Source organism: Janibacter hoylei PVAS-1, from assembly GCF_004025845.1.
GTDB lineage: Bacteria > Actinomycetota > Actinomycetes > Actinomycetales > Dermatophilaceae > Janibacter > Janibacter hoylei.
The window spans coordinates 149,698-175,017 of record NZ_PIPF01000003.1 but is presented as its reverse complement, the minus strand read 5'-3'; the positions used below and the strand labels follow the sequence as shown (position 1 = coordinate 175,017).

24 protein-coding genes and 1 tRNA gene are annotated in these 25,320 nt (G+C 72.2%); 21 read left to right on the top strand and 4 right to left on the bottom strand.

Annotated features, from left to right (window positions below; genetic code table 11):
• The first annotated feature begins 135 nt into the window (after positions 1-135).
• The 4 genes from CWN80_RS04220 to CWN80_RS04205 all read left to right on the top strand — a co-directional run bounded on the left by CWN80_RS04220 (position 136) and on the right by CWN80_RS04205 (position 3,828).
• Positions 136-363: a hypothetical protein gene (locus CWN80_RS04220; RefSeq protein ID WP_007923999.1), complete on the top strand. Its 228-nt coding sequence runs from the start codon at positions 136-138 to the stop codon at positions 361-363.
• A gap of 87 nt (positions 364-450) precedes the next feature.
• Positions 451-1,125 (top strand): histidine phosphatase family protein, encoded by a 675-nt coding sequence (locus tag CWN80_RS04215; RefSeq protein ID WP_007923998.1) that lies wholly within the window; start codon positions 451-453, stop codon positions 1,123-1,125.
• 253 nt (positions 1,126-1,378) lie between these two features.
• Positions 1,379-2,860 (top strand): bifunctional UDP-N-acetylglucosamine diphosphorylase/glucosamine-1-phosphate N-acetyltransferase GlmU, encoded by a 1,482-nt coding sequence (glmU, locus tag CWN80_RS04210; protein ID WP_040880444.1) that lies wholly within the window; start codon positions 1,379-1,381, stop codon positions 2,858-2,860.
• Entirely contained in the window at positions 2,857-3,828 is a 972-nt protein-coding gene (locus CWN80_RS04205) for a ribose-phosphate diphosphokinase (RefSeq protein WP_007923996.1), read from the top strand. Before glmU ends, CWN80_RS04205 begins: the two co-directional genes overlap by 4 nt.
• Positions 3,829-3,880: 52 nt before the next feature.
• Here the strand turns inward: CWN80_RS04205 and CWN80_RS04200 are convergent, their stop codons facing one another.
• Positions 3,881-4,411: a CGNR zinc finger domain-containing protein gene (locus CWN80_RS04200; RefSeq protein ID WP_007923995.1), complete on the bottom strand. Its 531-nt coding sequence runs from the start codon at positions 4,409-4,411 to the stop codon at positions 3,881-3,883.
• Positions 4,412-4,490: 79 nt separating this feature from the next.
• Between CWN80_RS04200 and CWN80_RS04195 the strand changes: the two genes are divergently transcribed.
• Together CWN80_RS04195 and CWN80_RS04190 are read left to right on the top strand one after the other, a co-directional pair.
• A complete protein-coding gene (locus tag CWN80_RS04195; RefSeq protein WP_128276930.1) occupies positions 4,491-5,528 on the top strand; it encodes an EamA family transporter in 1,038 nt (345 codons plus the stop codon).
• A 185-nt stretch (positions 5,529-5,713) separates the two neighbouring features.
• On the top strand, positions 5,714-6,394 hold the full coding sequence (locus CWN80_RS04190; RefSeq protein ID WP_007923993.1) for a 50S ribosomal protein L25/general stress protein Ctc: 681 nt from the start codon (positions 5,714-5,716) through the stop codon (positions 6,392-6,394).
• An 86-nt stretch (positions 6,395-6,480) separates the two neighbouring features.
• Here the strand turns inward: CWN80_RS04190 and CWN80_RS04185 are convergent, their stop codons facing one another.
• On the bottom strand, positions 6,481-6,963 hold the full coding sequence (locus CWN80_RS04185; protein ID WP_007923992.1) for a hypothetical protein: 483 nt from the start codon (positions 6,961-6,963) through the stop codon (positions 6,481-6,483).
• Between the two features lie 104 nt (positions 6,964-7,067).
• Here CWN80_RS04185 and pth point away from each other — a divergent pair, with 104 nt between their 5' ends.
• Entirely contained in the window at positions 7,068-7,649 is a 582-nt protein-coding gene (pth, locus tag CWN80_RS04180) for an aminoacyl-tRNA hydrolase (RefSeq protein WP_007923991.1), read from the top strand.
• Positions 7,650-7,732: 83 nt separating this feature from the next.
• Here the strand turns inward: pth and CWN80_RS04175 are convergent, their stop codons facing one another.
• Together CWN80_RS04175 and CWN80_RS04170 are read right to left on the bottom strand one after the other, a co-directional pair.
• On the bottom strand, positions 7,733-8,449 hold the full coding sequence (locus CWN80_RS04175; protein WP_007923990.1) for a PspA/IM30 family protein: 717 nt from the start codon (positions 8,447-8,449) through the stop codon (positions 7,733-7,735).
• Positions 8,450-8,534: 85 nt separating this feature from the next.
• Positions 8,535-10,637, bottom strand: coding sequence for a TPM domain-containing protein (locus CWN80_RS04170; RefSeq protein ID WP_007923986.1), 2,103 nt, complete (start codon positions 10,635-10,637; stop codon positions 8,535-8,537).
• A 96-nt stretch (positions 10,638-10,733) separates the two neighbouring features.
• Between CWN80_RS04170 and mfd the strand changes: the two genes are divergently transcribed.
• The 14 genes from mfd to CWN80_RS04100 all read left to right on the top strand — a co-directional run bounded on the left by mfd (position 10,734) and on the right by CWN80_RS04100 (position 25,257).
• Positions 10,734-14,372: a transcription-repair coupling factor gene (gene mfd, locus CWN80_RS04165; protein ID WP_007923984.1), complete on the top strand. Its 3,639-nt coding sequence runs from the start codon at positions 10,734-10,736 to the stop codon at positions 14,370-14,372.
• A 22-nt stretch (positions 14,373-14,394) separates the two neighbouring features.
• A complete protein-coding gene (locus tag CWN80_RS04160) occupies positions 14,395-14,964 on the top strand; it encodes a SurA N-terminal domain-containing protein (protein WP_128276929.1) in 570 nt (189 codons plus the stop codon).
• A complete protein-coding gene (locus CWN80_RS04155) occupies positions 14,916-15,719 on the top strand; it encodes a MazG nucleotide pyrophosphohydrolase domain-containing protein (protein WP_337590126.1) in 804 nt (267 codons plus the stop codon). Before CWN80_RS04160 ends, CWN80_RS04155 begins: the two co-directional genes overlap by 49 nt.
• Before the next feature lie 116 nt (positions 15,720-15,835).
• On the top strand, positions 15,836-16,951 hold the full coding sequence (locus CWN80_RS15750; protein ID WP_128276928.1) for a GNAT family N-acetyltransferase: 1,116 nt from the start codon (positions 15,836-15,838) through the stop codon (positions 16,949-16,951).
• Positions 16,952-17,061: 110 nt separating this feature from the next.
• Entirely contained in the window at positions 17,062-18,342 is a 1,281-nt protein-coding gene (gene eno, locus CWN80_RS04145) for a phosphopyruvate hydratase (RefSeq protein ID WP_128276927.1), read from the top strand.
• A 167-nt stretch (positions 18,343-18,509) separates the two neighbouring features.
• Complete coding sequence (locus CWN80_RS04140; RefSeq protein ID WP_040880441.1) at positions 18,510-18,893, top strand: FtsB family cell division protein; 384 nt, start codon at positions 18,510-18,512, stop codon at positions 18,891-18,893.
• Entirely contained in the window at positions 18,890-19,426 is a 537-nt protein-coding gene (locus CWN80_RS04135) for a DUF501 domain-containing protein (RefSeq protein ID WP_007923977.1), read from the top strand. The genes CWN80_RS04140 and CWN80_RS04135 overlap by 4 nt, the downstream gene beginning before the upstream one ends.
• Complete coding sequence (locus tag CWN80_RS04130) at positions 19,423-20,412, top strand: Ppx/GppA phosphatase family protein (protein WP_007923976.1); 990 nt, start codon at positions 19,423-19,425, stop codon at positions 20,410-20,412. The genes CWN80_RS04135 and CWN80_RS04130 overlap by 4 nt, the downstream gene beginning before the upstream one ends.
• 14 nt (positions 20,413-20,426) lie before the next feature.
• Positions 20,427-20,501, top strand: a tRNA-Leu gene (locus tag CWN80_RS04125).
• A 72-nt stretch (positions 20,502-20,573) separates the two neighbouring features.
• On the top strand, positions 20,574-21,335 hold the full coding sequence (locus CWN80_RS04120) for a siderophore-interacting protein (protein WP_007923970.1): 762 nt from the start codon (positions 20,574-20,576) through the stop codon (positions 21,333-21,335).
• A gap of 50 nt (positions 21,336-21,385) precedes the next feature.
• A complete protein-coding gene (locus tag CWN80_RS04115) occupies positions 21,386-22,768 on the top strand; it encodes a cystathionine beta-synthase (RefSeq protein WP_007923968.1) in 1,383 nt (460 codons plus the stop codon).
• Between the two features lie 2 nt (positions 22,769-22,770).
• Positions 22,771-23,952 (top strand): cystathionine gamma-synthase, encoded by a 1,182-nt coding sequence (locus CWN80_RS04110; RefSeq protein WP_007923966.1) that lies wholly within the window; start codon positions 22,771-22,773, stop codon positions 23,950-23,952.
• 100 nt (positions 23,953-24,052) lie between these two features.
• On the top strand, positions 24,053-25,003 hold the full coding sequence (locus tag CWN80_RS04105; protein ID WP_007923964.1) for a Bax inhibitor-1/YccA family protein: 951 nt from the start codon (positions 24,053-24,055) through the stop codon (positions 25,001-25,003).
• A complete protein-coding gene (locus tag CWN80_RS04100) occupies positions 25,000-25,257 on the top strand; it encodes a hypothetical protein (protein ID WP_007923963.1) in 258 nt (85 codons plus the stop codon). The genes CWN80_RS04105 and CWN80_RS04100 overlap by 4 nt, the downstream gene beginning before the upstream one ends.
• The last annotated feature ends 63 nt before the right edge of the window (positions 25,258-25,320 follow it).

The following is a 25,320-nucleotide window of genomic DNA, read 5'->3' as shown; positions in this document are numbered from 1 at the left end:
GGCAGCCGATCGCCTCGTCCGGCCAGGGCCACCACCGCGACGGCAAAACCGCTTGCGCCGTGGACGCGCCCGGAGGCCAGTGGTGGGGGGGGGCAACCCACAGGCCGTCGTCCTCGTCGAGGGGAGAGCGACCGGGTGGCCCTGCACGCCCTCGCGGACCGACGTGACCTCGACGAAGTCGGCCAGGGCGTCGATCGGGAGCGTCACGTCGTGCTGGGCCTGACGATCGACGGGGACCGGCTCGCCCAGGCGCACGCGTTGTACCAGGAGCACGGGCTCGGGTCGCGCGACGACGCCGTCGCCATGCAGGCCTTCGTCCCCGGGTGGACCTTCGACCCGAAGCGGCCCTGCATGGTGCGCTGAGCCCAGCGCCGCCCATCCGACCAGACCGCCCTCGTCCACCGGACGGGGGCGGTCCGGCGTCCGCGCGCCGCTGCGTAGCCTGCTGGGGTGCGACTCCTCCTCATCCGGCACGGACAGACCCCTCACAACGTCACGGGCGCGCTCGACACCGCCTACCCCGGAGCCGGCCTGACCGAGCTCGGCCAGCGCCAGGCGGCGGCGGTGCCTGCAGCACTCGCCGACGAGGACGTCAGCGCGGTCTACGCCTCGCCGCTCGTGCGCACCCAGCTGACGGGGGTGCCACTGGCGCAGGAGCGCTCGCTCGAGGTACGAGTGCGCGAGGGGCTCGAGGAGATCGCCGCCGGCGACTTCGAGATGCGTGCCGACCAGGTGGCCGTCGAGGGCTACCTCGGTGGGCTGGCCGCGTGGCTGCACCGCGACCTCGACCACGCGGTGCCGGGCGGGACGACCGGCCACGACTTCATGGCGCGCTTCGACGGCGCGGTGCGCTCGATCGCCGGGGCGCACGGTCGCGACGACACCGTCGCGCTCTTCAGCCACGGCGCGGCGATCCGCGTCTTCGCCACGCTCGCGGCGGAGCTGGACGCCGACGACATCGAAGGTCGGTGGATCAACAACACCGGCCTCGTCCTGCTCGACGGCCGGCCGGGGGAGGGCTGGGACCTCGTGCGATGGACCGGTGACCCGCTCGGTGGTGCCCACCTCGCGAGCGTCCGCGCCCACGACGTCACGGGCGAGGCGATCGACGAGGAGCTCGACTGACGTCTCAGCCGCGTGGAGGCTGCTGCCCACCCCGCACCCGGACGCCAGTACGCATGACGCCGGTGACCGCGAGGTCGTCGTCGAGGGCGACGAGGTCGGCCCGGCGCGGTCGGTCGCCGCAGTACTCGCCGACCCGGGGGCGGCGCGAGCTGCTCTGACCCCGGCTCGGTCGATCCCGGCGACGGTCGGCCGCTAGAGTGGCGAGGCGGCCCAGTCGGCCGGCCGCGCCCCCGACACCTCGGAGATCAACCGCGTGAACGACGTCCGTCCAGACGCAGTCATCATCCTCGCCGCCGGCGAGGGAACCCGGATGAAGTCGACCCTCCCCAAGGTCCTGCACCCGATCGGCGGAGCTCCGCTCCTCGGCCACGCGATGCGCGCGGCCGCCGGTGCCGGGGCCAGCGAGACCGTCGTCGTCATCCGCCACCAGCGCGACCGGGTCGCCGACTTCATCGCCGCCTACGGCGAGCGGTGGCAGATCCCATGCCGCACCGCCGACCAGGACGAGGTCAAGGGCACCGGCCGGGCCGTCGAGTGCGGCCTCGAGGCCCTGCCCGCGGACCTCACCGGCACGATCGTCGTCACCATGGGTGACGTGCCACTCCTGTCGGCGGAGACGATCAGCGAGCTGACCCGCGCGCACACGCAGGCGCAGGCCGCGGTCACCGTCGTCACCTCGGTGCTCGAGGACGCCAAGGCCTACGGCCGGATCGTCCGCGACGCCGCGGGCAACGTCGAGCGCATCGTCGAGTTCAAGGACGCGAGCGAGGCGGAGCGGGAGATCCGCGAGATCAACTCCGGCATCTACGCCTTCGACGCCGCCGTGCTCCGCCGCGAGCTCGCCAACGTCACGACGGACAACGCGCAGGGCGAGAAGTACCTCACGGACGTGCTCGAGTTGGCCCGCGCCGCCGGCGGCACCGTCGCCGCCCACGTGCTCGACGACCTCTGGCAGACCGAGGGCGTCAACGACCGCGTCCAGCTCGCCGGCCTGGGCAAGGTGCTCAACCAGCGGGTCCTCGAGCGCCACATGCGCGCCGGCGTGACGATCGTCGACCCCGACTCGACGTGGATCGACGTCGACGTCACCATCGGCCAGGACACCCGCATCCTCCCCGGCACCCAGCTGCTCGGCGCGACGACCATCGGTGCCGAGGCGACGATCGGCCCCGACGTCACCCTCACCGACTGCGAGGTCGGGGACGGCGCCGAGGTCAAGCGGGCCGAGGGCCACCTCGCCGTCGTCGGCGCCGGCGCCACGGTCGGGCCCTTCTCCTACCTGCGTCCCGGGACCGAGCTCGGGGCGAAGGGGAAGATCGGCGGCTTCGTCGAGACGAAGAACGCCAAGATCGGCGACGGGGCCAAGGTCCCGCACCTCACCTACGCGGGTGACGCGATCATCGGCGAGGGGGCCAACATCGGCGCCGGCACGATCTTCGCCAACTACGACGGGGTCAACAAGCACCAGACCGTCATCGGCAAGCACTCCTTCGTCGGCTCCGACACCGTGCTCGTCGCGCCGGTCGAGGTGGCCGACGGTGCCTACGTCGCCGCCGGCTCCGCCCTGACCGACGCGGTCGGGCCCGGCCAGCTCGGCATCGCCCGCGGCCGCCAGCGCAACATCGACGGCTGGGTCGCGGCGCATCGTGCCGGTACGCCCACCGAGGCGGCCGCCCGGGCTGCGGCCACACCCCCTTCGTCCGCCACCCCCGACAGCAGCGAGGACTCCCAGTGACCGGCATCAACAAGACGACCGAGAAGAACCTCATGGTCTTCACGGGGCGCACGCACCCCGAGCTGGCCGACGCGGTCGCCCGCGAGCTCGGCACCGACCTCGTGCCGTCGAGCGCCTACGAGTTCGCCAACGGCGAGATCTACGTGCGCTACGAGGAGTCGGTGCGTGGGTGCGACGCCTTCGTCCTGCAGAGCCACAGCACTCCGATCAACGAAGCGATCATGGAGCAGCTGCTCATGGTCGACGCGCTCAAGCGCGCCAGCGCCAAGCGGATCACCGTCGTGCAGCCCTTCTACGGCTACGCCCGCCAGGACAAGAAGCACCGCGGGCGCGAGCCGATCTCGGCCCGCCTCATGGCCGACCTCTTCAAGACGGCCGGTGCCGACCGGCTCATCGCGGTCGACCTGCACACCGACCAGATCCAGGGCTTCTTCGACGGCCCCGTCGACCACCTCATGGCCCGACCGATCCTCGCCGAGTACGTCAAGGAGAAGTACGGCGACCGCAAGCTCGCCGTCGTCTCCCCGGACGCCGGCCGGATCAAGGTCGCCGAGCAGTGGTCCCGCCAGCTCGGCGGCGTGCCGCTGGCCTTCATCCACAAGACGCGCAACATCGACCGGCCCAACGAGTCGGTCGCCAACCGCGTCGTCGGTGAGGTCGAGGGCCGCTGGTGCGTGCTCGTCGACGACATGATCGACACCGCGGGCACGATCACCAAGGCCGCCGACGCGCTCATGGAGGACGGGGCCGCCGGTGTCATCATCGCCGCGACGCACGCCATCTTCTCCGGGCCGGCGGTCGAGCGGATGCAGGCCTGTGCCGCCGAGGAGGTCATCGTCACCGACACGCTGCCCCTCACGGAGGAGCAGAAGTTCGACGACCTGACGGTCCTGTCGATCGCGCCGCTCGTCTCCCGCGCCATCCGCGAGGTCTTCGAGGACGGGTCGGTCACCAGCCTCTTCAACTGACCCACCACGAGAGCGGCCCGGCGCAGACTCCTTGCGCCGGCCGCTCTCGTCGTCAGGAGCGCCGCGAGCGGTAGGCGGCGGCCGCCAAGCGGTTGCCGCAGCCGCCGTCGCAGTAGCGCCTGGACCGGTTGCGCGAGAGGTCGACGAGCACGTCGTCGCAGTCGTCGGCGGCGCAGACCCGCAGTCGGGAGAGCTCGCCGGCGCGGATGACGTCGACGAGGGCCATCGCCGCCTCGACCTGCATCCGGTCGGCGAAGGGCGCGTCGGCGCCGGTCGCGTGGATGTGCCAGCCGTAGTCGTCGTGGTCGACGAGCTGGGGGAGTGCCTCGCCGGTGCGCAGCAGGTCGTTGACGAGCGCCACCGTGGCCTCGGCGTCGTCCGCCGCCGCCCACACCGCGCGCAGCCGGGGGCGCAGGGCCCGCACCTGCTCGAGCTCGGCGGAGTCGCCGTCGAAGCGCCCCGTCCACGCCCACTCGACGTAGAAGTCGCGCAGTTGGTCGGTCGTCTCCAGAGTGTCGCCCTCGTCGTCGGGGAAGGCCCCGTCCGCGGTGTTGACCAGTGCGGCGGCGGTCTGCAGCGCCACATCCGTGTCATGGGCAAAGACCACATTGACTCCTGACGTCGATCGGGTCTAGCGTCATCGGCATCAGGCTACTTCACCCATGACGTCAGGAGCAGCCGTGGCGGCCGCCGACCTCACCCCGCAGCGCACCCCCTTCGTCGGGTTGCTCGTGGCGCTCGCGTCCGCGGCGACCTTCGGCTCGTCGGGGACCTTCGGCCAGGCGCTGCTCGCCAGCGGCTGGAGCCCCGGCGCGATCGTCACGGCGCGCATCACCGGCGCCGCCCTCGTCATGCTCGTCCCGGCCGCTCTGGCCATGCACGGCCACTGGCACCTGCTACGGCGCAACATCGGTCGGATCATCGCCTACGGGATCTTCGCGGTGGCCGGCTGCCAGTTCGCCTACTTCATGGCCGTCGACCGGCTGTCCGTCGGCGTCGCGCTGCTCCTCGAGTACCTGGCCCCCGTGCTCATCGTCGGGTGGGTATGGGCCCGGCACGGCCGCCGGCCGTCGCGGCTGACGACCGCCGGCGTGGGCGCCGCGATCATCGGTCTCGTCCTCGTGCTCGACGTGACCTCGGGCGCCCGCCTCGACGTCGTCGGGGTCGCATGGGGCCTGCTCGCAGCCATCGGCCTGGTCGTCTTCTTCCTCGTCGCAGCCGACGAGGAAGAGTCACTGCCCCCCATCAGCTTCGCCGGGGGAGGGCTGGCGGTCGGCGCCGTGGGGCTGCTCGTCGTCGCCGCCCTCGGCGTCCTGCCCATGGAGGCCACCACCTCGAGCGTCGACCTCGCCGGCTGGTCCGCCCCTTGGTGGGTGGCGATCGTCGAGCTCGCCGTCGTCGCCGGAGCACTCGCGTACGCCAGTGGCATCGCCGCTGCACGTCTGCTCGGCGGGACCGTGGCATCCTTCGTCGGGCTGAGCGAGGTCCTCTTCGCGATCGTCTTCGCCTGGCTGGTCGTCGGCGAGGCGATGTCGCCGGTGCAGGCGGCCGGTGGCCTCGCGGTCCTCGCCGGCGTCATCGCGGTCAAGCTCGGCGAAAGGGAGGTCGCCGGCGGGCCGCTGCCGACCGACGACGTCGACACCGCGCTCCTCGGCCGCGACGAGGAGACCGACTTGGCCCAGCCCGCGCGGGTCCACTAGTATCCACGGGTTGCCTCGGCGAGGGACGCTGCACGGTCGCAGCGATCCGTGATCGACGCGGTGCCGTCCGTGGGTCCTGTGCCTGCGCGTCGACATCCGTCCGCGCCGCGTCCCACGTCGAGGCCACCGCCGTCAGACTCGCCCGCTCCCCGCGCGGGCACCCCCCCACGAGCAAGGAGCAACACATGTCCAGCGACGAGATCCGCCTGGTGTCCGACAAGCGCACCGAGTTCGGCAAGGGTGCGGCCCGCAAGCTGCGCCGCGCCGACAAGGTCCCCGCGGTCCTCTACGGCCACGGCGAGGCCCCGATCCACCTCGCGCTGCCCTTCCACGACACCTTCCAGGCGCTGAAGAACCCCAACGCTCTGCTCACCATCGCCGTCGAGGGCGAGTCGGACCAGCTGGCCCTGGCCAAGGACGTCCAGCGCGACCCGATCAAGCCGATCATCGAGCACGTCGACCTCGTCATCGTCAAGCGCGGCGAGAAGGTCACCGTCGAGGTCCCCGTCCACGTCGAGGGCGACGCCGCCCCGGAGACCGTCGTCACGGTCGACAACGCGACCCTCGAGATCGAGGCCGACGTCACCAACCTGCCCGAGGCGCTCGTCGTCTCCGTCGAGGGCCTCGAGGTCGGCACCCAGATCCTCGCCGGCCAGGTCGAGATGCCGGCCGGTTCGACGCTCGCATCCGACGCCGAGCTGCTCGTCGTCAACATCACCCAGCAGATCTCCGCCGAGGAGCTCGAGGCCGAGCTCGCCGAGGCCGAGGCCGAGGCCGGCATCGAGCACGACGCCCCCGAGGACGAGGCCGCCGAGGGCGAGTCCGAGGCCGCCGAGGGTGGCGAGGAGTCCTCCGAGCAGGAGTGACCCACCGCGCGACCTCGCGCAACCACTGCCGAAGGGCGGTGCCTCCCCACGGGGGCACCGCCCTTCGGCGTGCTGGGGTCCTGCGGCTAGTAGCGTCCGCCGCCACCGATGCCGCGTGACAGGACGCCGCCGAGCACCCACCCGACCCCGCGGAAGAGCGCGTAGAGCACCGCCTCCGCGCGGCTCTCGCCCGGCCGGCTCTCGGTGACCAGCGCCCCGAGGCGGATCTCGGGCGAGTGCGGTTGGCGCTGCGCGAGCAGCTGGTGGTCCGTGGGCGATGTCGGCAGGTGCTCGATGACGCGGTCGATCGTCCCCATCGCGGACAGCAGTGCCCCGGTCGCCGCTGACGGGTCGGTCGCCACGGTGGCCTCGACGAGGTCGAGCTGGGAGTCCGCGTGGTCGAGGTCGCTCGCGCACCGGGCGATGTGCTCGGTCTCTGCGTCGTCGGCCGGGGCGGTGTGCTCGACGCGCCGGCGGGCAGTGGCCAGACGCAGGCGGAGGCGCCGGGTCTCACCGTCGATCTCGTCCGGGGTCAGCGGGTCGGTGGCGTGCTGCATGTCGGGAGCCATGGTCCGATCATGGTGGGGGAGCCGGGATCTCGCAGGACGGGCGGTGGCTGTCTGTGGACGACGAGGCGACGGGGCCCCTTGGTCATTGCATAGGGTGTGGCCTCGTGAGTGATGACACCTGGCTCGTCGTCGGTCTCGGCAACCCCGGACCCCAGTACGCCGGCAACCGGCACAACGTCGGCGCGATGGTCATCGACCACCTCGCAGAGCGGGCCGGGGCCCGTCTGCGCACGCACAAGGCGGGCGCGGCGGCCGAGTCGGTGCGGCTGGGCTCGACCCGGGCGATCATCGGCATCCCGAGCTCGTACATGAACCTCTCCGGTGGCCCGACCAAGGGCCTGGCGAGCTTCTTCTCCGTCCCCCCGGAGCGCACGATCGTCGTGCACGACGAGCTCGACATCCCCTTCGGCGAGGTGCGGCTCAAGCTCGGCGGTGGCGAAGGGGGGCACAACGGCCTGCGCTCGATCACCAGCTCCTTCGGGACGAAGGACTACCTGCGCGTGCGCGTGGGCATCGGTCGCCCGCCGGGGCGGATGGACGCCGCTGCCTACGTGCTCAAGGACTTCTCGGCGACGGAGCGCAAGGAGCTGCCCTTCCTCGTCGACGACGCCGCGGACGCGGTCGAGCTGCTCATCGACAAGGGCCTGACCGACGCCCAGCAGGTCGTCCACGCGCCGCGTCCGTGAGCCGGCCCACCTGACCGGAGCCGGTCGGCGGATCCCCGCCGCGCGCGAGCGTGACTCGCTGCGCAGCGGGGATCTTCACGTGGTCAGCCCTGCTGCCGCAGCGCGGCCAGGCGCGCCTCGATCTCCGCGTCCTGGCTGTGGTCCTCGAGCTCGGCGAACTGGTCCTCGAGCGTCGCCGCCTGAGCCTCGGCGCGGCCCGTGACGAGGGCCTCCTGCTGACGGATCCGCTCCTCGAAGCGGCCCAGCTCGCTCGTCGGGTCCATGACGTCCATCGACCCGATGGCCTCCTGGACGCGCGACTGCGCCTCCGCGGAGCGCGCGCGGGCGACGAGGGCCGAGCGGCGCGCCTTGAGGTCCTCGAGCTTGGTCTTCATCGTCACGAGCCCGGACTTGAGCTGCTCGACCTGCGCGTTCTGCGCGGCGATCGTCGGCTCGGCCTCCTTGGCCTCGCCCTCGTGCTGGATCTGGCGCTGGAGCGCCACGCGGGCGAGGTTGGTGAACTTGTCGGCGCCCGCGGTGTCGCCGGCGGCGGTCAGCTCATCGGCCTTCTTGGCCGCGGCGGCCGCCTTGTTGCCCCACTCGGTCGCGGCCTCCTGGTCGGCCTTGAGGTCGCCCTCGGCCATGCGCACGTGGGCGATCGTCTGCGCAACGGCCTCCTCCGCCTCGGCGATGGAGTTGGTGTAGTCCCGGACGAGTTGGTCGAGCATCTTCTCGGGGTCCTCGGCGCGGTCGAGGAGGGCGTTGATGTTGGCCTTGGCGAGCTGGCTGACGCGGCCGAGGATGGTCTGCTTCTGGGTCATCGTGCGTTCCTCCTGGCGGTGGGACCGCCGGTCGTGGTGCGTGGTGGTCGAAGGGAGTGCTGGTCGAGCTGGTGCGGCCGGCCGGTCAGAAGCGACCACCTCCGCCGATGCCGCGGCCTCCGACGCTGGGCCGGCTGTGACTGCGGCTGCGGCTGCTGCCGCCGAAGCCGCCGGACGAGCCGCCCCAGCCACCGCCGCGGCCGCTCACGGCACCGCCGAAGATGCCGCCGAGGATGGCCGTGGCGAGGTCGCCCGAGCTCGTGCCCGACATGCCGCCGGCGATGCCGCCCCCGAAGCCCTGGTAGTCGTCGGAGCGGCTGCTCAGGGTGGCGACGACGCGCTCGACGAGGACCTCGGCGTCGGTGAGGTGCTCGGAGGCGAGGTCGAGGTTGCGCTCCCGCTCGCTGTGCGCTGCGGCGAGCTGGCGCGAGGCCTCGGCGATCTGCGCGCGGGGCGGGGCGTCGAGGATCCCGCGCATCGAGTCGATCTGCCGCTGGACGGTGTTGATCCGCGCGCGCACGTGCTCGTAGCGCCGGTTGAACTTCTCGGTGCGGGCTGCCGTGCGGTCGGCGTCCTTGCGGTAGCGCTCCAGCGCCGAGTCGAGGTAGTGCTCGGCGCGCTCGAGGGCACCGAGCGCGGCAATGACGTCACCGCCGGCACCGGCACGGGCTGCGGTGCCGAGCTCGACAGCCCGCTGGGCCTCGCTGGCCGCGGAGATCGTCATCTGGTCGTTGGCCTGCAGCCGCTTGACGTCGAGCAGGTCCGAGGAGATCGACGCGAGGGCCGTGTCGAGGGCGCTCGTCGCGTCGGCGAGGACGGAGCGGGCCGAGAGCACAGCGTCGACGAGGGCATCGGCCTGGCCGAGGGCGTCCTCGGCGGCGCGGGCCGCGGCGACTGCGGAGGGGCGGTCGTCGGCCTGCAGGTGCTGCTCGCCGGAGGTGACGAAACCGCGGGCCGCCTCGACGAGGCGCGGGGCCTGCTCGAGGTTGCCCGCCAAGGTCGCCAGGGAGCTGCGCGCGTGCGTCGCGCCGAGCCCGTCGAGCTCCTGGCGGGCGACCGGCAGGCGCTGCTCGACCTCGGTGGTGCGGGTGCGCAGGGAGGCGAGGAACTGCGGGACGGAGGCCTCGAGGTCGCGCAGCTGGGTGAACTCCGCCTCCTGGGCGTCGAGCTCGTCATCGGCGGCCCGGGTCAGGTCGAGGATCTGCGCGAGCCGGGCCCGCTCCTCGGCCTCGACGAGGCGGCCGGCGCCGCGGGCGATGTCGAGCTCCTGCTGGATGCGGAAGGCCTCGGCCGAGCGCGAGCGGGCGGACTCGAGGGCGGAGGTGAACTGCTGCGTGGCCTGCTCGCCGAACTGTGCCTGCGCGAAGGCGAGCTCCTCGCCGGAGGAGCGGATTGCGTTGTCGAGGTCGACGAGGGCGGTCGCGACGTCGCGCCGGAGCTGGTCGATCGGCACCGAGGACATGACACCAGCCGGCTGGTCGATCGGCGGGGGCGCCGGCTGCTGCCGGTCCTTCAGGCCCCGGAGGTTGCGGACGACCCGCATGGCGACCGGGCCGACGGCCATGAGGACGAAGAGGATGGGAAACCAGCTGAAGAGGTTGAAGCCGCCGAAGATCCCGCCGCCGCTGTCGTACCCGCCGGAGCTCGACCCGCCGGTGTACGCCTCGGTGTCGCCGATCTCGCCGAGCCCCTCGGCCGCGGCCGTGACGGCGCCGTCCCAGTCGTCGTCGCCGAGCTCGGGCTCGACGTAGCGGGACTGGGTGCGGCTGATGCCGTACTCGGTGACGCCGTAGCCCTCGGTGGCCCACATGCCGTAGGCGCGGTCCTCGACGGCGACGGCGAGCAGCACGTCGTTGCCGCCGAAGCCGGACTCCTCGTAGGTGTCCTGGACCCACTGGTCACCGCTGCGGCCGTCGAAGCTGTCGACGAAGACGACCCACAGCTGGATGTCGTGCTCCTCCTCGAGCGTCTCCAGGTCGCTCTGGAGGGCGGCCTCGTCGAGGACGTCGGCCCGGTCGGTGATCCGGTCCCGGAGGGCGAAGGGGGCGTCCGCCGGCACGGCGGAGACGGTCACCGGCGCCGTGGCCGGACTCGTCGCCGCGACGGCGGGGGCGCTGCCGAGCAGGAGGATGGTCGTGCCGGCGAGGGCGCACACCGCACCACCGAGACGTCGTCCGCGGTCGCTCATGCGCTGGCCAAACCCCCTGGTGCGAGACGCCCGTCGGTCCACCGGCGTCGGTGCCTGCTGAGTATTGCAGACGAGTGCGGCAGAATCCTGAGCAGCATGAGTGCCTCCCTCGCCCCCCTCCTCAGCGCGATCGCCGCCCTTCCCGGCCTCGCGGACATCCCCCGACACCGCTCCGCGAGCGATCAGGTCGACGTCGTCGCGCCCACCGGGCTGCGCGCGCCGACCGTCGCCTGCATCGGCGGCGAGTCGGCGCACGACGCCCCGCGACTCGTCGTCACCTCGACGGCTCGCGAAGCCGACGACGTCGCGGCCGCGCTCGGGGAGCTCGTCGGCCCGGAGGCCGTCGTCACCTTCCCGAGCTGGGAGACGCTGCCGCACGAGCGGCTCAGCCCGCGCAGCGACACGGTCGGCCGGCGTCTGGCCGTGCTGCGCCGGCTGCGCCACCCCGACCCGACGGGGGAGGGGCACGACCGCCCCGGCTACGTCGTCGCCTCCGTGCGGGCCGTGCTCCAGCCGATCGCCCGGGGGCTGGCCGACCTCGAGCCGGTGCGCCTGCGCGTCGGCGACGAGCGGGCTCTGGCCGAGGTGACCGCTGCGCTCGCGGCTGCGGCCTACGTGCGCACCGACCTCGTCGAGCGACGGGGGGAGTTCGCGGTGCGCGGCGGCATCCTCGACGTCTTCCCGCCCACCGAGGAGCACCCGGTGCGCGTCGAGTTCTTCGGCGACACCGTCGACGAGATCCGGTGGTTCAAGGTCGCCGACCAGCGCAGCCTCGAGACCGCGGAGGAGCTGTGGGCGCCCCCGTGCCGCGAGATCCTGCTCACCGACGACGTCCGACGCCGTGCCGCCTCGCTCGCGCAGGAGCTTCCCGGCGTCGCCGACATGCTGCTCAAGGTCGCCGAGGGCATCGCCGTCGAGGGCATGGAGTCGCTCGGCCCGGTGCTCGTCGACGGGATGGAGTCGATCCTCGACGTGCTGCCCGAGGGAGCAGGCGTGGTCCTGCTCGACCCCGAGCGGGTGCGGGCACGTGCCCACGACCTCGTCTCGACGAGCGCCGAGTTCCTCGAGGCGAGCTGGGCCAACGCTGCCGCGGGCAATGCCGTGCCCATCGACCTCGAAGGGGTCCTCGGCACCGCCTCCCACTGGACCCTCGCGCAGGCCCGTGAGCACGCCCTCGACCTCGGCCTGCCGTGGTGGACGGTCACCCCCTTCGCCGTCGACGACGAGCTCGACGCCATCGCCGCCGACCTCGACGACAGGGTCGACCACGACCACGTCGGCCTGCGGGTGCCAGCCGAGGAGCCGCCGCGCTTCCGCGGCAACACCGAGCAGGCCGTCGCCCAGCTGGCCGAGTGGGCCGGCGCCGGCTGGCGGATCCTCGTCGCCACCGACGGTGCCGGACTGGTCACCCGCGTTGCGCAGGTGCTCGGCGAGGCCGGGATCGCCACCCGCACCACGGCTGCCGGCGAGCCGGTCGAGCTCTCCGACGGCGTGGTCACGCTCGTGCGGGCCAGCCTCGGCACCGGCTTCGTCGCACCCGAGCAGCGGCTCGCCGTGCTCACCGAGGCCGACCTGCTCGGCTCGAGCGGTGCCGGCGCGACGACCCGCGACATGCGCCGCATGCCCTCGCGGCGACGCAAGCAGGTCGACCCCCTCCAGCTGCGGCCCGGCGACCACGTCGTCCACGAGCAGCACGGCGTCGGCTCCTTCGTCGAGATGATCCAGCGCACCGTGCAGGGCGCCACCCGCGAGTACCTCGTCATCGAGTACGCGCCGTCGCGGCGCGGCCACCCGGGCGACCGGCTCTTCGTGCCGACCGACCAGCTCGACCAGGTGACCCGCTACGTCGGCGGTGAAGCGCCCCAGCTCAACAAGATGGGCGGCAGTGACTGGCAGAAGACGAAGTCGCGGGCCAAGCGGCACGTCAAGCAGATCGCCGGCGAGCTCATCCGTCTCTACAGCGCGCGCATGGCGACCCCCGGTCACGCCTTCGGGCCGGACACGCCGTGGCAGCGCGAGCTCGAGGACGCCTTCGCGCACATCGAGACGCCCGACCAGCTGAGCACCATCGACGAGGTCAAGGCGGACATGGAAAAGACGGTCCCGATGGACCGTCTCATCTGCGGTGACGTCGGCTATGGCAAGACCGAGATTGCCGTCCGGGCCGCCTTCAAGGCGATCCAGGACGGCAAGCAGGTCGCGGTGCTCGTGCCGACGACGCTGCTCGTCCAGCAGCACCTCAACACCTTTTCCGAGCGGTACGCCGGCTTCCCCGTGACGGTCAAGGCGCTCAGCCGCTTCCAGACCGACAAGCAGGCCAAGGAGGTGCTCGAGGGGATGGCCAGCGGTGCCGTCGACCTCGTCATCGGCACCCACCGCATCCTCGGCAACGAGGTGAAGTTCAAGGATCTCGGCCTGGTCATCATCGACGAGGAGCAGCGCTTCGGCGTCGAGCACAAGGAGCAGCTGAAGGCCCTGCGCACCAACGTCGACGTGCTCGCGATGTCGGCCACCCCGATCCCGCGGACCCTCGAGATGGCGGTGACCGGCATCCGGGAGATGTCGACGCTCGCCACTCCGCCCGAGGAGCGGCACCCGGTGCTCACCTTCGTCGGCGGGTACGAGGAAAAGCAGGTGGCGGCCGCGATCCACCGCGAGCTCATGCGCGAGGGGCAGGTCTTCTACGTCCACAACAACGTCGGGACGATCGAAAAGGCAGCGGCCCGCATCCGCGAGCTCGTCCCCGACGCCCGGGTCGAGACCGCCCACGGCAAGATGGGCGAGCACCGGCTCGAGCAGGTCGTCCTCGACTTCTGGGAGCGACGCTTCGACGTCCTCGTGTGCACGACGATCGTCGAGACCGGCCTGGACATCTCCAATGCCAACACGCTGATCCTCGACCGGGCCGACCGCTTCGGCCTGAGCCAGCTGCACCAGCTGCGCGGGCGCGTCGGTCGAGGTCGGGAGCGGGCCTATGCCTACTTCCTCTACCCGCCGGACAAGCCTCTGACCGAGACGGCGCACGACCGGCTGCAGACGATCGCGAGCAACACCGACCTCGGTGCCGGCATGCAGGTCGCGATGAAGGATCTCGAGATCCGCGGCGCCGGCAACCTGCTCGGTGGCGAGCAGTCCGGCCACATCGCCGGCGTCGGCTTCGACCTCTACGTCCGGATGGTCGGCGAGGCGGTCGCCGACTTCAAGGGCGAAGGGGAGTCCGCCCCCGCCGAGGTGAAGATCGAGCTGCCCGTCGACGCGCACCTGCCGCACGAGTACGTCCCGGGGGAACGGCTGCGCCTCGAGGCCTACAAAAAGCTGGCGTCCGCCGACACCGAGGCCGACCTCGCCGAGATCGTGGAGGAGCTCACCGACCGCTACGGCGAGCCGCCGGAGCCGGTGCGCAACCTCGTCGAGGTCGCGCGGCTGCGCATCGTCGTGCGGTCCGCCGGCCTCACCGATGTCGTCGCGGTGGGCAACAACGTGCGCTTCGCGCCGGTGCAGCTGCGCGAGAGCCAGCAGCTGCGTCTGGCCCGCCTCTACCCGAAGTCGAGCTACAAGGAGGGCACCCAGACGGTGCTCGTCCCGAAGCCCACGACGGCACGCATCGGGGGCTCCCCCCTTCGCGACACGGCGGTGCTCTCCTGGGCCACCGACCTCATCCGTCAGGTCATGCTCGATGATGTCATTGTGGACAGCGGGGCGACGGCGCCCCGAGACACCTCGCGCTCGCGCTGAGGATCGGACGAAAGGACCACCCGTGCCCGCTCGACTCCCCATCCGTCGGCCTGCCCGGCTCGCCGCCCTCGCGGCCGGCGCGACCCTGGTGCTCACCGCGTGCGGGGGGAGCGACGACGGCGGTCCGCCGGCCGAGGGCAGCAGTGCCGTCGCCGCCACCGTCGATGGTCAGGAGATCACCGTCGGTGACGTGCAGCGCACGACTCGTGAGCTGCGGACCTTCCTCGAGGCGCAGGCCGCCAGCTCGGGCCAGCAGCCGCAGCAGCTCGACACCGACGGCGTCGTCACGCTGCTCGTGCAGACGCCCGGGGTGCTCGACTACGCGCAGGAGCAGGGCAAGAGCGTCCCCTCGGCGGGCTCGGTCCGCAAGAGCCTCGAGCAGGTCCTGCCGAGTGCCTCCGACGTGACCATCGACTTCTTGCGCGCCAATGCCGTGAGCGCGCAGCTCGACGAGACCGAGCGCACCGAGCTGGTCGAGCACATCGAGAGCCAGCGGGTCTCCGTCAGCCCGCGCTATGCCGCCGCCCGCGACGAGACGCCCGACTGGATCAAGGCCCCCGTCGAGCAGCAGACCCCGCTGGAGACGCCCTGACCGCCGGGCGGGTCGTCCTGCTCGCGACGAGCCCACGGGTCTCGCCCGGGCTCCTCAGCCGCGACGCGTGGCGGGCCCTCGAGTCCGCCGACCGTGTGCTGGTGGCCGACCCCGATGATGCCCTGCCGGTCGCGCTCGTCGACGACGGCGTCACGGTCGAGCGCATCGAGGCCAGCTCGCCCGACGAGCGGGCCCGCGCGCTCGTCGACGCGACGACGGGAGGTGTGGTCGTCTGGGTCGGCTCGCCGGACGGGGACCCGGGCCTGAGCGACGCCCTCGCCGCCGAGGTCTCCCGGCTCGACGACGCGCCCGAGGTCGAGGTGCTCGTCGGGTCCTGGGACGTCGAGGGCGGGCGCCTGCTCGACGCCGTCGCCGTCATGGACCGGCTGCGCTCGCCGGGCGGGTGCGCCTGGGTGGCGGCGCAGGACCACGCGAGCCTGGTCCCCTTCGTCCTGGAGGAGGCGCACGAGGTGACCGAGGCGCTTGAGGCGGTCGTCGCCGACCCCGACGACGTGCGGCTGCGCGGAGAGCTCGTCGACGAGCTCGGCGACCTGCTCTTCCAGGTGCTCTTCCACGCCCGGGTCGCCGCCGACCACCCGTCGGCGTCCTTCACCGTCGACGACGCCGCCGCGGCCCTCGTGGACAAGCTCGTGCGGCGCAACCCCCACGTCTTCGGCGACGCCACGGCCGAGACCCTCGAGGAGATCGAGGCGCAGTGGCAGGCGATCAAGGCGCAGGAGAAGGCACAGGACTGACGCATTCCCTAGGGAAATCACCACCCAACCCCACATCTCCCTAGGGAAATCACCACCAACCCCACATTTCCCTAGGGAAATGCGCAGGTCCGGGGCGGGTCCCTAGGGTCGGGGGCATGGACCAGCGGATCAGCCTCGTCACCCTCGCCGTCGGCGACCTCGCGGCGAGCCGCCGCTTCTACCTCGACGGCCTCGGCTGGCGGGCGGAGCTCGACGTGCCGGACGAGGTCCTCATGATCCGCGCGGGGGAGCGGCTGATCCTCTCGCTGTGGGACGCCGCCGAGTTCGAAGGGGAGGTCGGCCCCCTTCGTCGTGGGGAGGGCCTGGCGCCGATCACCTTGGCGCACAACGTCGCCCGACCCGAGGAGGTCGACGAGATCCTCGCCCTAGCGCGCAGCGCGGGCTCGCCGGAGATCTCGACGGCCCAGCAGCGTGACTGGGGTGGGTACACGGGCTATTTCGCCGACCCCGACGGGTTTCGCTGGGAGATCGCGGTCAACCCCGGGCCCATCGGGCAGACTGTGCTGCCGCCCGCGTCCCGCGACGAAGAGCGGCTCACTCCCTTCGACCAGCTGATCGGTCCCGCGGTCGACGGCTGGACCCCGCCGCCTCGACCCGACCTACCGGCGACCGTCGGTCGCTGGTGCACCGTCGAACCGCTCGCGCCCGCCCACGCCGTCGAGCTGGCGCCCGAGGTCGCCAGCCCGGACCACGACGCCCTGTGGACCTACCTGCCCGTGGAGCGGCCCCTCGACGTCGACGCCTACGTCGCCGGCCGGCTCGCCGGCGACACCGTCGAGGTGCTCGTCCGCGACGGTGACGGGATCGCCTGCGGTCTCGTGAGCCTCATGCGCATCGACCGGGCCCACGGCGTCGTCGAGATCGGCAACGTCGTGTTCGGCCCGCGGCTGCGGCGCACGACCGCCGCGACCGAGGCGATGTCGCTGCTCGCGCGGCACGTCTTCGACCTCGGCTACCGGCGCCTGGAGTGGAAGTGCGACAGCCTCAACGCCCCCTCCCGCCGGGCTGCCGGGCGGCTCGGCTTCGCCCACGAGGGCACCTTCCGCCGGCACGTCGTGACGAAGGGGAGGTCCCGCGACACCGCGTGGTTCGCCATGACCGTCGACGACTGGCCGCGGGTGCGGGCCGCGCACGACACGTGGCTGGAGCCGGCCAACTTCGTCGACGGCGTCCAGCAACGACGACTGGCCGACTTGCTCGTGGCGGGGTGACCTCCCTTCGCCCGCGCCCGAGGGGCGGGTCGCAGCACGAAGCCCCGTGGCCGAGCCGTTACGCTCGTGGCGACCTTCCCCGTGTATCGAGCACCACCAAGGAGCCGGTAGTGGCCAGCATCGAAGCAATTGGCGCCCGCGAGATCCTCGACTCCCGCGGCAACCCGACCGTCGAGGTCGAAGTCGCCCTCGACGACGGCACCATCGCCCGCGCCGCGGTGCCGAGCGGTGCGTCGACCGGCGCCTTCGAGGCCGTCGAGCGCCGAGACGGCGACAAGAACCGCTACCTGGGCAAGGGTGTCGAGGACGCCGTCCGCGCGATCGAGGACGACCTGACCCCGCGCCTCGTCGGCTTCGACGCCAGCGAGCAGCGCCTCGTCGACGGCGAGATGCTCGCCATCGACGGCACCGAAAACAAGGGCTCGATCGGTGCCAACGCGATCCTCGGCGTCTCGCTCGCCGTCGCCAAGGCCGCGGCCGAGTCGGCCGGCCTGCCGCTCTTCCGCTACGTCGGCGGCCCCAACGCGCACGTCCTGCCCGTGCCGATGATGAACATCCTCAACGGTGGCTCCCATGCGGACTCCAACGTCGACATCCAGGAGTTCATGATCGCTCCGATCGGCGCGCCCTCCTTCCGCGAGGCGCTGCGCTGGGGCACGGAGGTCTACCACTCGCTCAAGTCGGTGCTCAAGGACAAGGGCCTGTCGACCGGCCTCGGTGACGAGGGCGGCTTCGCGCCCAACCTCGACAGCAACCGCGAGGCGCTCGACCTCATCCTCGACGCCATCCGCAAGGCGGGCTACGAGCCCGGCACGCAGATCGCGCTCGCGCTCGACGTCGCGGCCAGCGAGTTCTGCGACAACGGCACCTACACCTTCGAGGGCCAGCAGAAGACCGCCGCGGACATGGCCGCCTACTACGGCGAGCTCGTCGACGCCTACCCCCTCGTGTCCATCGAGGACCCGCTCGACGAGGACGACTGGGCTGGCTGGCAGGAGCTCACGACGCAGCTGGGTGACAAGGTCCAGCTCGTCGGTGACGACCTCTTCGTCACCAATCCGGAGCGCCTCGCCCGGGGCATCCAGGACGGCGCGGCCAACGCGCTGCTGGTCAAGGTGAACCAGATCGGCTCGCTCACCGAGACGATGGACGCCGTCGCCCTGGCCACCCGCAGCGGCTACACGTCGATGATGAGCCACCGCTCCGGCGAGACCGAGGACGTCACCATCGCCGACCTCGCCGTGGCGACCAACTGCGGCCAGATCAAGACCGGCGCACCGGCCCGCTCCGAGCGCGTCGCCAAGTACAACCAGCTCCTGCGCATCGAGGAGGAGCTCGACGACGCCGCGGTCTACGCCGGCGCGGGCGCCTTCCCGCGCTTCAAGGGCTGAGGTCGGTCATGGTCGGTACGCCGCGCCGTCGCCCCGCACGCCCTGGTGCGTCGGGGGCGACGCGGCGACCCGGCACGACCCGGCCAGCCGGGCGCACGACCGGTGCGCGGACGCCCCGTCCTCGCACCGGTGCAGCGGCGCGCGAGGCCCAGAAGCGCCGGGCGGCGATGACGACCCGGCGCTGGGTGGTCCTCGGCTCGCTGCTGCTCCTGCTCGCAGTCATGCTGCTGCCGACCGGCAAGTCCTGGTACGACCAGCGCCAGCGCCTCGAGGCCCTCGACCAGCAGGTCACCGCCCAGGAGGCCAATGTCGAGGACCTGCAGCGGCAGCGTGACCTGTGGCAGACCGACGAGTACGTCGAGGCCCAGGCCCGCAAGCGGCTGAAGTTCGTCAAGCCGGGGGAGCGGACCTACACGGTCATCGACCCGTCCGCGGACGCGCCGGAGGTCGACCCGGAGACGGGTGCGGTCAAGGCCCCCTCCACCCAGCCGTGGTACGAACAGATCAGCTCGTCCGTCGCTGCGGCTGACGACCCCAACTCGCCGCGATGAGGGCCGACGAACGGGGCAACGACCTGGACCGGGTCGACCCGAAGGACCTCGAGACCGTCCACCAGCAACTCGGGCGGCCGGCCCGCGCGACGGTCGACGTCGCCCACCGCTGCCCGTGCGGGGGCCCGACGGTGCTGCGGACCGCCCCGCGGCTGCCCGGCGGCACCCCCTTCCCGACGAGCTACTACGCGACGTGCCCGCGTCTCACCGGCCCGATCTCGACGCTCGAGTCGAGCGGGCTCATGGCGGAGATGTCGCAGCGGCTGCTCGAGGACGAGGACCTCGCTGCGCGCTACCGGGCGGCCCACGAGGACTACCTCGCCCGGCGCGCGGAGCTCGGTGACGTCCCCGAGATCGACGGCATCTCGGCCGGCGGCATGCCGACCCGCGTCAAGTGCCTGCACGTGCTCGTCGCGCACTCACTCGCCGCCGGCCCCGGGGTCAACCCCCTCGGGGACGAGGCGCTCGACCTGCTGCCGGAGTGGTGGCACACCAGCCCGTGTGTCGGCACGGACGAAGGGAGCGAGCGATGAGAGTCGCCGCCATCGACTGTGGGACCAACTCGATCCGTCTGCTCGTCGCCGAGGTCGACGAAGCCGCGCCCGGCGTGCTCGTCGACGTCCTGCGCCGCTCGGAGGTCGTGCGCCTGGGGCAGGGTGTCGACACGACCGGCCGGCTCGCGCCCGAGGCGCTCGCGCGGACCCTGGCGATGTGCGACGACTACGCCGCGGTCTGCCGGGAGCACGGGGTGACCGCAGGCAACATCCGCTTCGTCGCCACCTCCGCCTCGCGCGATGCGAGCAATGCCGACGAGTTCGTTGCCGGTGTCCGGGCCGCCTTCGGTGACCTGGACGTCACCCCCGAGGTCATCGCCGGCGCGGAGGAAGCCGCCCTCAGCTTCGACGGGGCGACCGCCGGTCTCGCGGAGGCCGGCTTCGAGGGGCCCTACCTCGTCGCCGACATCGGCGGCGGATCGACGGAGATCGTGCGGGGCATCCACGAGGTCGTCGCCGGCACCTCACTCGACATCGGCTCCGTCCGACTCACCGAGCGCCACCACCGCACCGACCCGCCGACGCAGGAGGTCGTCGACGCCGCCCGCTTCGACATCGCCGAGGCGCTCGACGTGGCCGAGGCCGAGGTCGGCCTCGGGGGAGTGGCCACCGTCGTCGGGCTCGCCGGGTCCGTGACGACCGTCGCGGCGCTGGCGCTGGAGCTGACCTCCTACGACCCCGCAGCGATCCACCTCGCCCGCATCCCCATCGACGACATGATGGTCGCCTGCGAGCGACTCATCCTCAGCACGCGCGCCGAGCGCGCCGCCCAGCCCTTCATGCACCCCGGCCGGGTCGACGTCATCGGGGCGGGCGCGCTCATCTGGTGGGAGATCCTCGAGCGGGCCCGCGGCGCCAACGGCCCGGACCTCGTCGTCACCGTCTCCGAGCGCGACATCCTCGACGGCATCGCCCGGTCCGTCGTGCGTCCGGTCGTCGCCGACGACGAGGCGGCGAGCGCGTAGCATCCGGGCGTCTGGCCCCCGTGGCCCAACTGGCAGAGGCGCGCCACTTAAAATGGCGATCGGTGCGGGTTCGAGTCCCGCCGGGGGTACGTGAGCGGTGCCGGCCCGTCGGGCCGAGGGGAGGTGGCCATCCCGCCGGAGGGTGAGGTTAGCCTTATCTCATGGCTTCTCCCGATCGACCCGTCCGTCCGCCCCGCCCCCAGCACGAGCTGACGGTCGTCTCGACCGAGCAGGTCGGTCCCCATCTCGTGCGGGTCGTCCTCACCGGCGACTCCCTCGCCGACTTCGGCGCAGCCGATCACACTGACGCCTACGTCAAGCTGCAGTTCACCGACGCCGAGGGTGCCCCGCTCACCCGCACCTACACGGTGCGATCGATCGATCGGGCCGCCCGCCGGCTGACGATCGACTTCGTGACGCACGGCGACGTCGGCTACGCCGGCCCCTGGGCCCAGCAGGCGAAGGGAGGAGACCGCATCGTCGCCACCGGCCCGGGCAGCGGCTACGCCTCCGACCCGCAGGCCGCCTGGCATCTGCTCGCCGGCGACCTGTCGGCCCTGCCGGCCATCGCCGCCGCCCTCGAGGCCATGCCCGCGCAGGCGCAGGGGGTGGCCCTGCTGGAGGTCGAGAGCGAGGGCGACGTCATCCCCCTTCGCTCTCCCGAGGGGGTCGAGGTGCGGTGGCTGACCAACCCGGGCGCCGACGCGGCCTTCCTTGCCCGGGCCGTCGACGCGGTCGACTGGCGCGAGGCCGTGCAGGTCTTCGCCCACGGGGAGCGCGAGTCGATCAAGGCGGTCCGCCGGGTGCTCAAGGCGCGCGGGGTGCCGCGCGAGGCGATCTCGATCTCGGGCTACTGGGCGCGGGGGCGCACCGAGGACGCCTTCCAGGCCGAGAAGCGCACCCCGATCGGGCAGATCGACTAGTGCCCGGGGGCGCGGTGTCGGCCTCGGGTGATCCGTGCCACGATGCGGACATGCAGATCGCAGACCACATCACCGACCTGATCGGCAACACCCCGCTGGTCAGGCTCTCCTCCGTCGCACCGGCCGAGGGCGCCCTCGTCGCCGCCAAGGTCGAGTACCTCAACCCCGGCGGCAGCATCAAGGACCGCATCGCCCGCAAGCTCATCGACGCGGCCGAGGCCTCCGGCGAGCTGCGGCCCGGCGGCACCATCGTCGAGCCCACCTCCGGCAACACCGGCGTCGGCCTGGCGCTCGTCGCCCAGGAGCGCGGCTACCGATGCATCTTCGTCTGCCCCGACAAGGTGGGCAAGGACAAGATCGACGTGCTACGGGCCTACGGCGCCGAGGTCCAGATCGTCCCGACCTCCGTCGCGCCGGACCACCCGGACAGCTATTACTCGGTGAGCGACCGGCTGACCGAGGAGATCGACGGGGCGTGGAAGCCCAACCAGTTCTTCAACCTCAACGGTCCGCAGGCCCACTACGAGAGCACCGGCCCGGAGATCTGGGAGCAGACCGGCGGTGAGGTCACCCACCTCGTCGCGGGCATCGGCACCGGCGGCACGATCACCGGCACCGGCCGCTACCTCAAGGAGGTCAGCGAGGGCCGGGTCAAGATCATCGGCGCCGACCCCGAGGGCTCGGTCTACTCCGGCGGCACCGGGCGCCCCTACCTCGTCGAGGGCGTCGGCGAGGACATGTGGCCGGGGGCCTACGACCCCGAGGTGCCCGACGAGGTCATCGCGGTCGACGACGCCGAGGCCTTCGCGATGACCCGGCGCCTGGCCCGCGAGGAGGGCCTGCTCGTCGGCGGCTCCAGCGGCATGGCCGTCGTCGCGGCGCTGCGCGTCGCCGAGCGTGAGGGCCCCGACGCCAAGATCGTCGTCCTGCTGCCCGACGGCGGTCGCGGCTACCTGGCCAAGATCTTCGACGACGACTGGATGGCCAGCTACGGCTTCCTCCCCGGTGACGAAGGGAGCGATGCCACTGTCGGCGACGTGCTCCGCGGCAAGGGTGGCGAGCTGCCCGAGCTCGTGCACACCCACCCCAACGAGACGATCCGCGAGGCCATCGACATCCTGCGGGAGTACGGCGTCTCGCAGATGCCCGTCGTCGGTGCCGAGCCGCCGGTCGTCATCGGCGAGGTCGCCGGTGCGGTCACCGAGCGTGAGCTGCTCACCGCAGTCTTCGAGGGGCACGCCTCGCTCGCCGATCCGGTGAGCGCGCACATGGGCGCCAAGCTGCCGCAGATCGGTGCCGCCGAGCCCGTCTCGGCGGCCACCGAGGCGCTCGAGCAGGCCGATGCCCTGCTCGTCGTCGAGGGCGGCAAGCCCGCCGGCGTCATCACCCGGCAGGACCTGCTGGGCCACCTGTCCCACCGAGCGAAGGGCTGACGATGTCCGAGCGCAAGAGCGCGGCCGACGCGCACGCGACCCAGGGGTTCGCCACCCGGGCGATCCACGCGGGCTACGAGCCCGACCCGCTGACGGGGGCGGTCAACGTCCCGATCTACGCCAGCTCGACCTTTGCCCAGGACGGCGTCGGCGGCATGCGCGGCGGCTTCGAGTACGCCCGCACCGGCAACCCGACCCGGCAGGCTCTCGAGGCCAATGCCGCGTCCATCGAGTCGGGCACCTTCGGTCGTGCCTTCGCCTCCGGCATGGCGGCGACCGACGCGATCCTGCGGGCCTCCCTTCGTCCGGGGGACCACCTCGTCATCCCCGACGACGCCTACGGCGGCACCTTCCGGCTCATCGACAAGGTCTTCTCCCAGTGGGGCATCGAGCACACGCCCGCGCCCGTCGGTGACGTCGACGCGATCCGCGCGGCGATGCGGCCGGCGACCAAGCTCGTGTGGCTCGAGACGCCGACCAACCCGCTGCTCAACATCGGCGACATCGAGGCCGTCGCCGAGGCCGCCCACGCCGGTGGCGCGCGGCTCGTCGTCGACAACACCTTCGCCAGCCCCTACCTGCAGCAGCCGCTCACGCGGGGCGCCGACGTGGTGCTCCACTCGAGCACCAAGTACCTCGGCGGCCACAGCGACGTCGTCGGGGGCCTGCTCGTCACCGACGACGAGCAAATCGACGCCGACGTCGCCTTCCTGCAAAACGGCTCCGGTGGGGTGCCCGGTCCCTTCGACGCCTACCTGACGATGCGCGGCATCAAGACGCTCGGGGTGCGCATGGACCGGCACTGCGACAACGCCGAGGCGGTCGTCGACCTGCTCTCGACCCGCTCGGAGATCACCTCGATCCTCTACCCGGGGCTGCCCGAACACCCCGGCCACGAGGTGGCGGCCCGGCAGATGTCCCGCTTCGGCGGGATGATCTCGGTGCGCATGGCCGGTGGGCGCGAGGCCGCGCAGCAGCTGTGCGCGCGGACCGAGATCTTCACCCTCGCCGAGTCGCTCGGTGGCATCGAGTCGCTCATCGAGCACCCGGGGGCGATGACGCACGCGTCCACCGCGGGGTCCATGCTCGAGGTGCCCGACGACCTGGTGCGCCTGTCCGTCGGCATCGAGGACGTCGCCGACCTCCTCGCCGACCTCGAGCAGGCGCTCGACGGCATCGGCTGACCTCGCACATGTGGACAGCGGGAACATCCGCGGCCTGCCGACCGCTTAGTCTGGTGACAGTCAGCGGCAAGATGGCCGCGCCCCTCTTGAGGAGCAAGACATGAGCAACCCGATCCTCGGCCGGGTCGAGAAGGACGCCCAGAGCGGATACGCGGGCTTCCGGGACTCGAGCGCGGCCCCGCAGCAGGGCTACCAGACCGGCTACGGCCAGGCCCCGCAGGGATACCAGCAGCCCGGCCACCCGCAGGGCTACGGCCAGCAGGGCTATGGCCAGCAGGGCTATGGCCAGCCGCAGCCCGGCTTCGGCCAGCCCGGTCCGGTCGGCGGCTTCGGCGGGGACGGGGGCGGCGGTCGATCGCTGACCCTGGACGACGTCCTCATGCGCACGGGCGCCCTCTTCGGAGTGCTGCTCGTCGTCGCCGCGGGCGCCTGGACCGCCAGCGCCATCAGCCCCGCCCTCGGCGGGCTCGCGCTGCTGGTCGGCCTGGTCGCCACGCTCGGCATGGGGATCTTCCTCGCCTTCCGGCGCAAGCCGGTGGGCGTCGTGCTGGCCGTCGTCTACGCCGCCTTCGAGGGGCTCTTCGTCGGCGCGATCAGCCAGAGCTACGGCGCAGCCTTCGACCCGCCGGGCACCCCGATCTTCGAGTCGATCGTCGTCCAGGCCGTCCTCGCGACGCTGTGCGTCTTCGGCGCGATGCTCCTGCTGTACTCGACCGGCATCATCAAGGTGACGCAGAAGTTCCGCGCCATCGTCGGCATGATGACGCTCGGCTACTTCGTCTTCGCGCTCATCAACCTCGGCTACGCGCTCTTCTTCGGCGGGGCGCCCTTCGGCATCGGCGGCTCCGGGCTCCTCGGCATCGGCATCTCGCTCTTCGCCACCGGCCTGGCCGCCGTCAACCTCGCGATCGACTTCGACAACATCTCGCTCGCGATCCGCACCCAGGCTCCGGTCAACTACGGCTGGACCCTGGCGCTCGGCCTGGTCATCACCGTCGTCTGGCTCTACCTCGAGCTGCTGCGCCTGCTGGCCCGGCTCCGCTCGGATTGATCCCCGACGACGTCGCGACCGAGCTCGGCCGCGCGGTCCGCAGGTGGCAGCAGCTGCCGCTGGACCGCGCGGCCGAGCGCGTTGTCGGCGTGCACGAGCTCATGGCCCAGCTCGCGGGGGAGCCGCTGCCGGACCTCGGCCCGGCCGTGGTCATGGACCAGCTGAGAGTGGTCGTCTTCGATGCCTGCCGGGTCGAAGGGGGACCTCCGCACCTCGCGGAGCAGCTGGCCTCCCTTCGCCTGGGGTGGGCCTGACCTGTACCGCACGGAAGCCGTATTTCCCTAGGCAAATGCGCAGGTGGGGTCGTATTTCCCTAG

What these genes read in the sequence shown, in the direction of transcription:
- CWN80_RS04195 (WP_128276930.1), top strand. Translation starts at nt 4,491, where the DNA reads ATGACGTCAGGAGCAGCCGTGGCGGCCGCCGACCTCACCCCGCAGCGC.
- CWN80_RS04190 (WP_007923993.1), top strand. Translation starts at nt 5,714, where the DNA reads ATGTCCAGCGACGAGATCCGCCTGGTGTCCGACAAGCGCACCGAGTTC.
- CWN80_RS04185 (WP_007923992.1), bottom strand. Translation starts at nt 6,963, where the DNA reads ATGGCTCCCGACATGCAGCACGCCACCGACCCGCTGACCCCGGACGAG.
- CWN80_RS04175 (WP_007923990.1), bottom strand. Translation starts at nt 8,449, where the DNA reads ATGACCCAGAAGCAGACCATCCTCGGCCGCGTCAGCCAGCTCGCCAAG.
- CWN80_RS04170 (WP_007923986.1), bottom strand. Translation starts at nt 10,637, where the DNA reads ATGAGCGACCGCGGACGACGTCTCGGTGGTGCGGTGTGCGCCCTCGCC.
- mfd (WP_007923984.1), top strand. Translation starts at nt 10,734, where the DNA reads ATGAGTGCCTCCCTCGCCCCCCTCCTCAGCGCGATCGCCGCCCTTCCC.
- CWN80_RS15750 (WP_128276928.1), top strand. Translation starts at nt 15,836, where the DNA reads ATGGACCAGCGGATCAGCCTCGTCACCCTCGCCGTCGGCGACCTCGCG.
- CWN80_RS04140 (WP_040880441.1), top strand. Translation starts at nt 18,510, where the DNA reads ATGACGACCCGGCGCTGGGTGGTCCTCGGCTCGCTGCTGCTCCTGCTC.
- CWN80_RS04135 (WP_007923977.1), top strand. Translation starts at nt 18,890, where the DNA reads ATGAGGGCCGACGAACGGGGCAACGACCTGGACCGGGTCGACCCGAAG.
- CWN80_RS04130 (WP_007923976.1), top strand. Translation starts at nt 19,423, where the DNA reads ATGAGAGTCGCCGCCATCGACTGTGGGACCAACTCGATCCGTCTGCTC.
- CWN80_RS04120 (WP_007923970.1), top strand. Translation starts at nt 20,574, where the DNA reads ATGGCTTCTCCCGATCGACCCGTCCGTCCGCCCCGCCCCCAGCACGAG.
- CWN80_RS04115 (WP_007923968.1), top strand. Translation starts at nt 21,386, where the DNA reads ATGCAGATCGCAGACCACATCACCGACCTGATCGGCAACACCCCGCTG.
- CWN80_RS04110 (WP_007923966.1), top strand. Translation starts at nt 22,771, where the DNA reads ATGTCCGAGCGCAAGAGCGCGGCCGACGCGCACGCGACCCAGGGGTTC.
- CWN80_RS04105 (WP_007923964.1), top strand. Translation starts at nt 24,053, where the DNA reads ATGAGCAACCCGATCCTCGGCCGGGTCGAGAAGGACGCCCAGAGCGGA.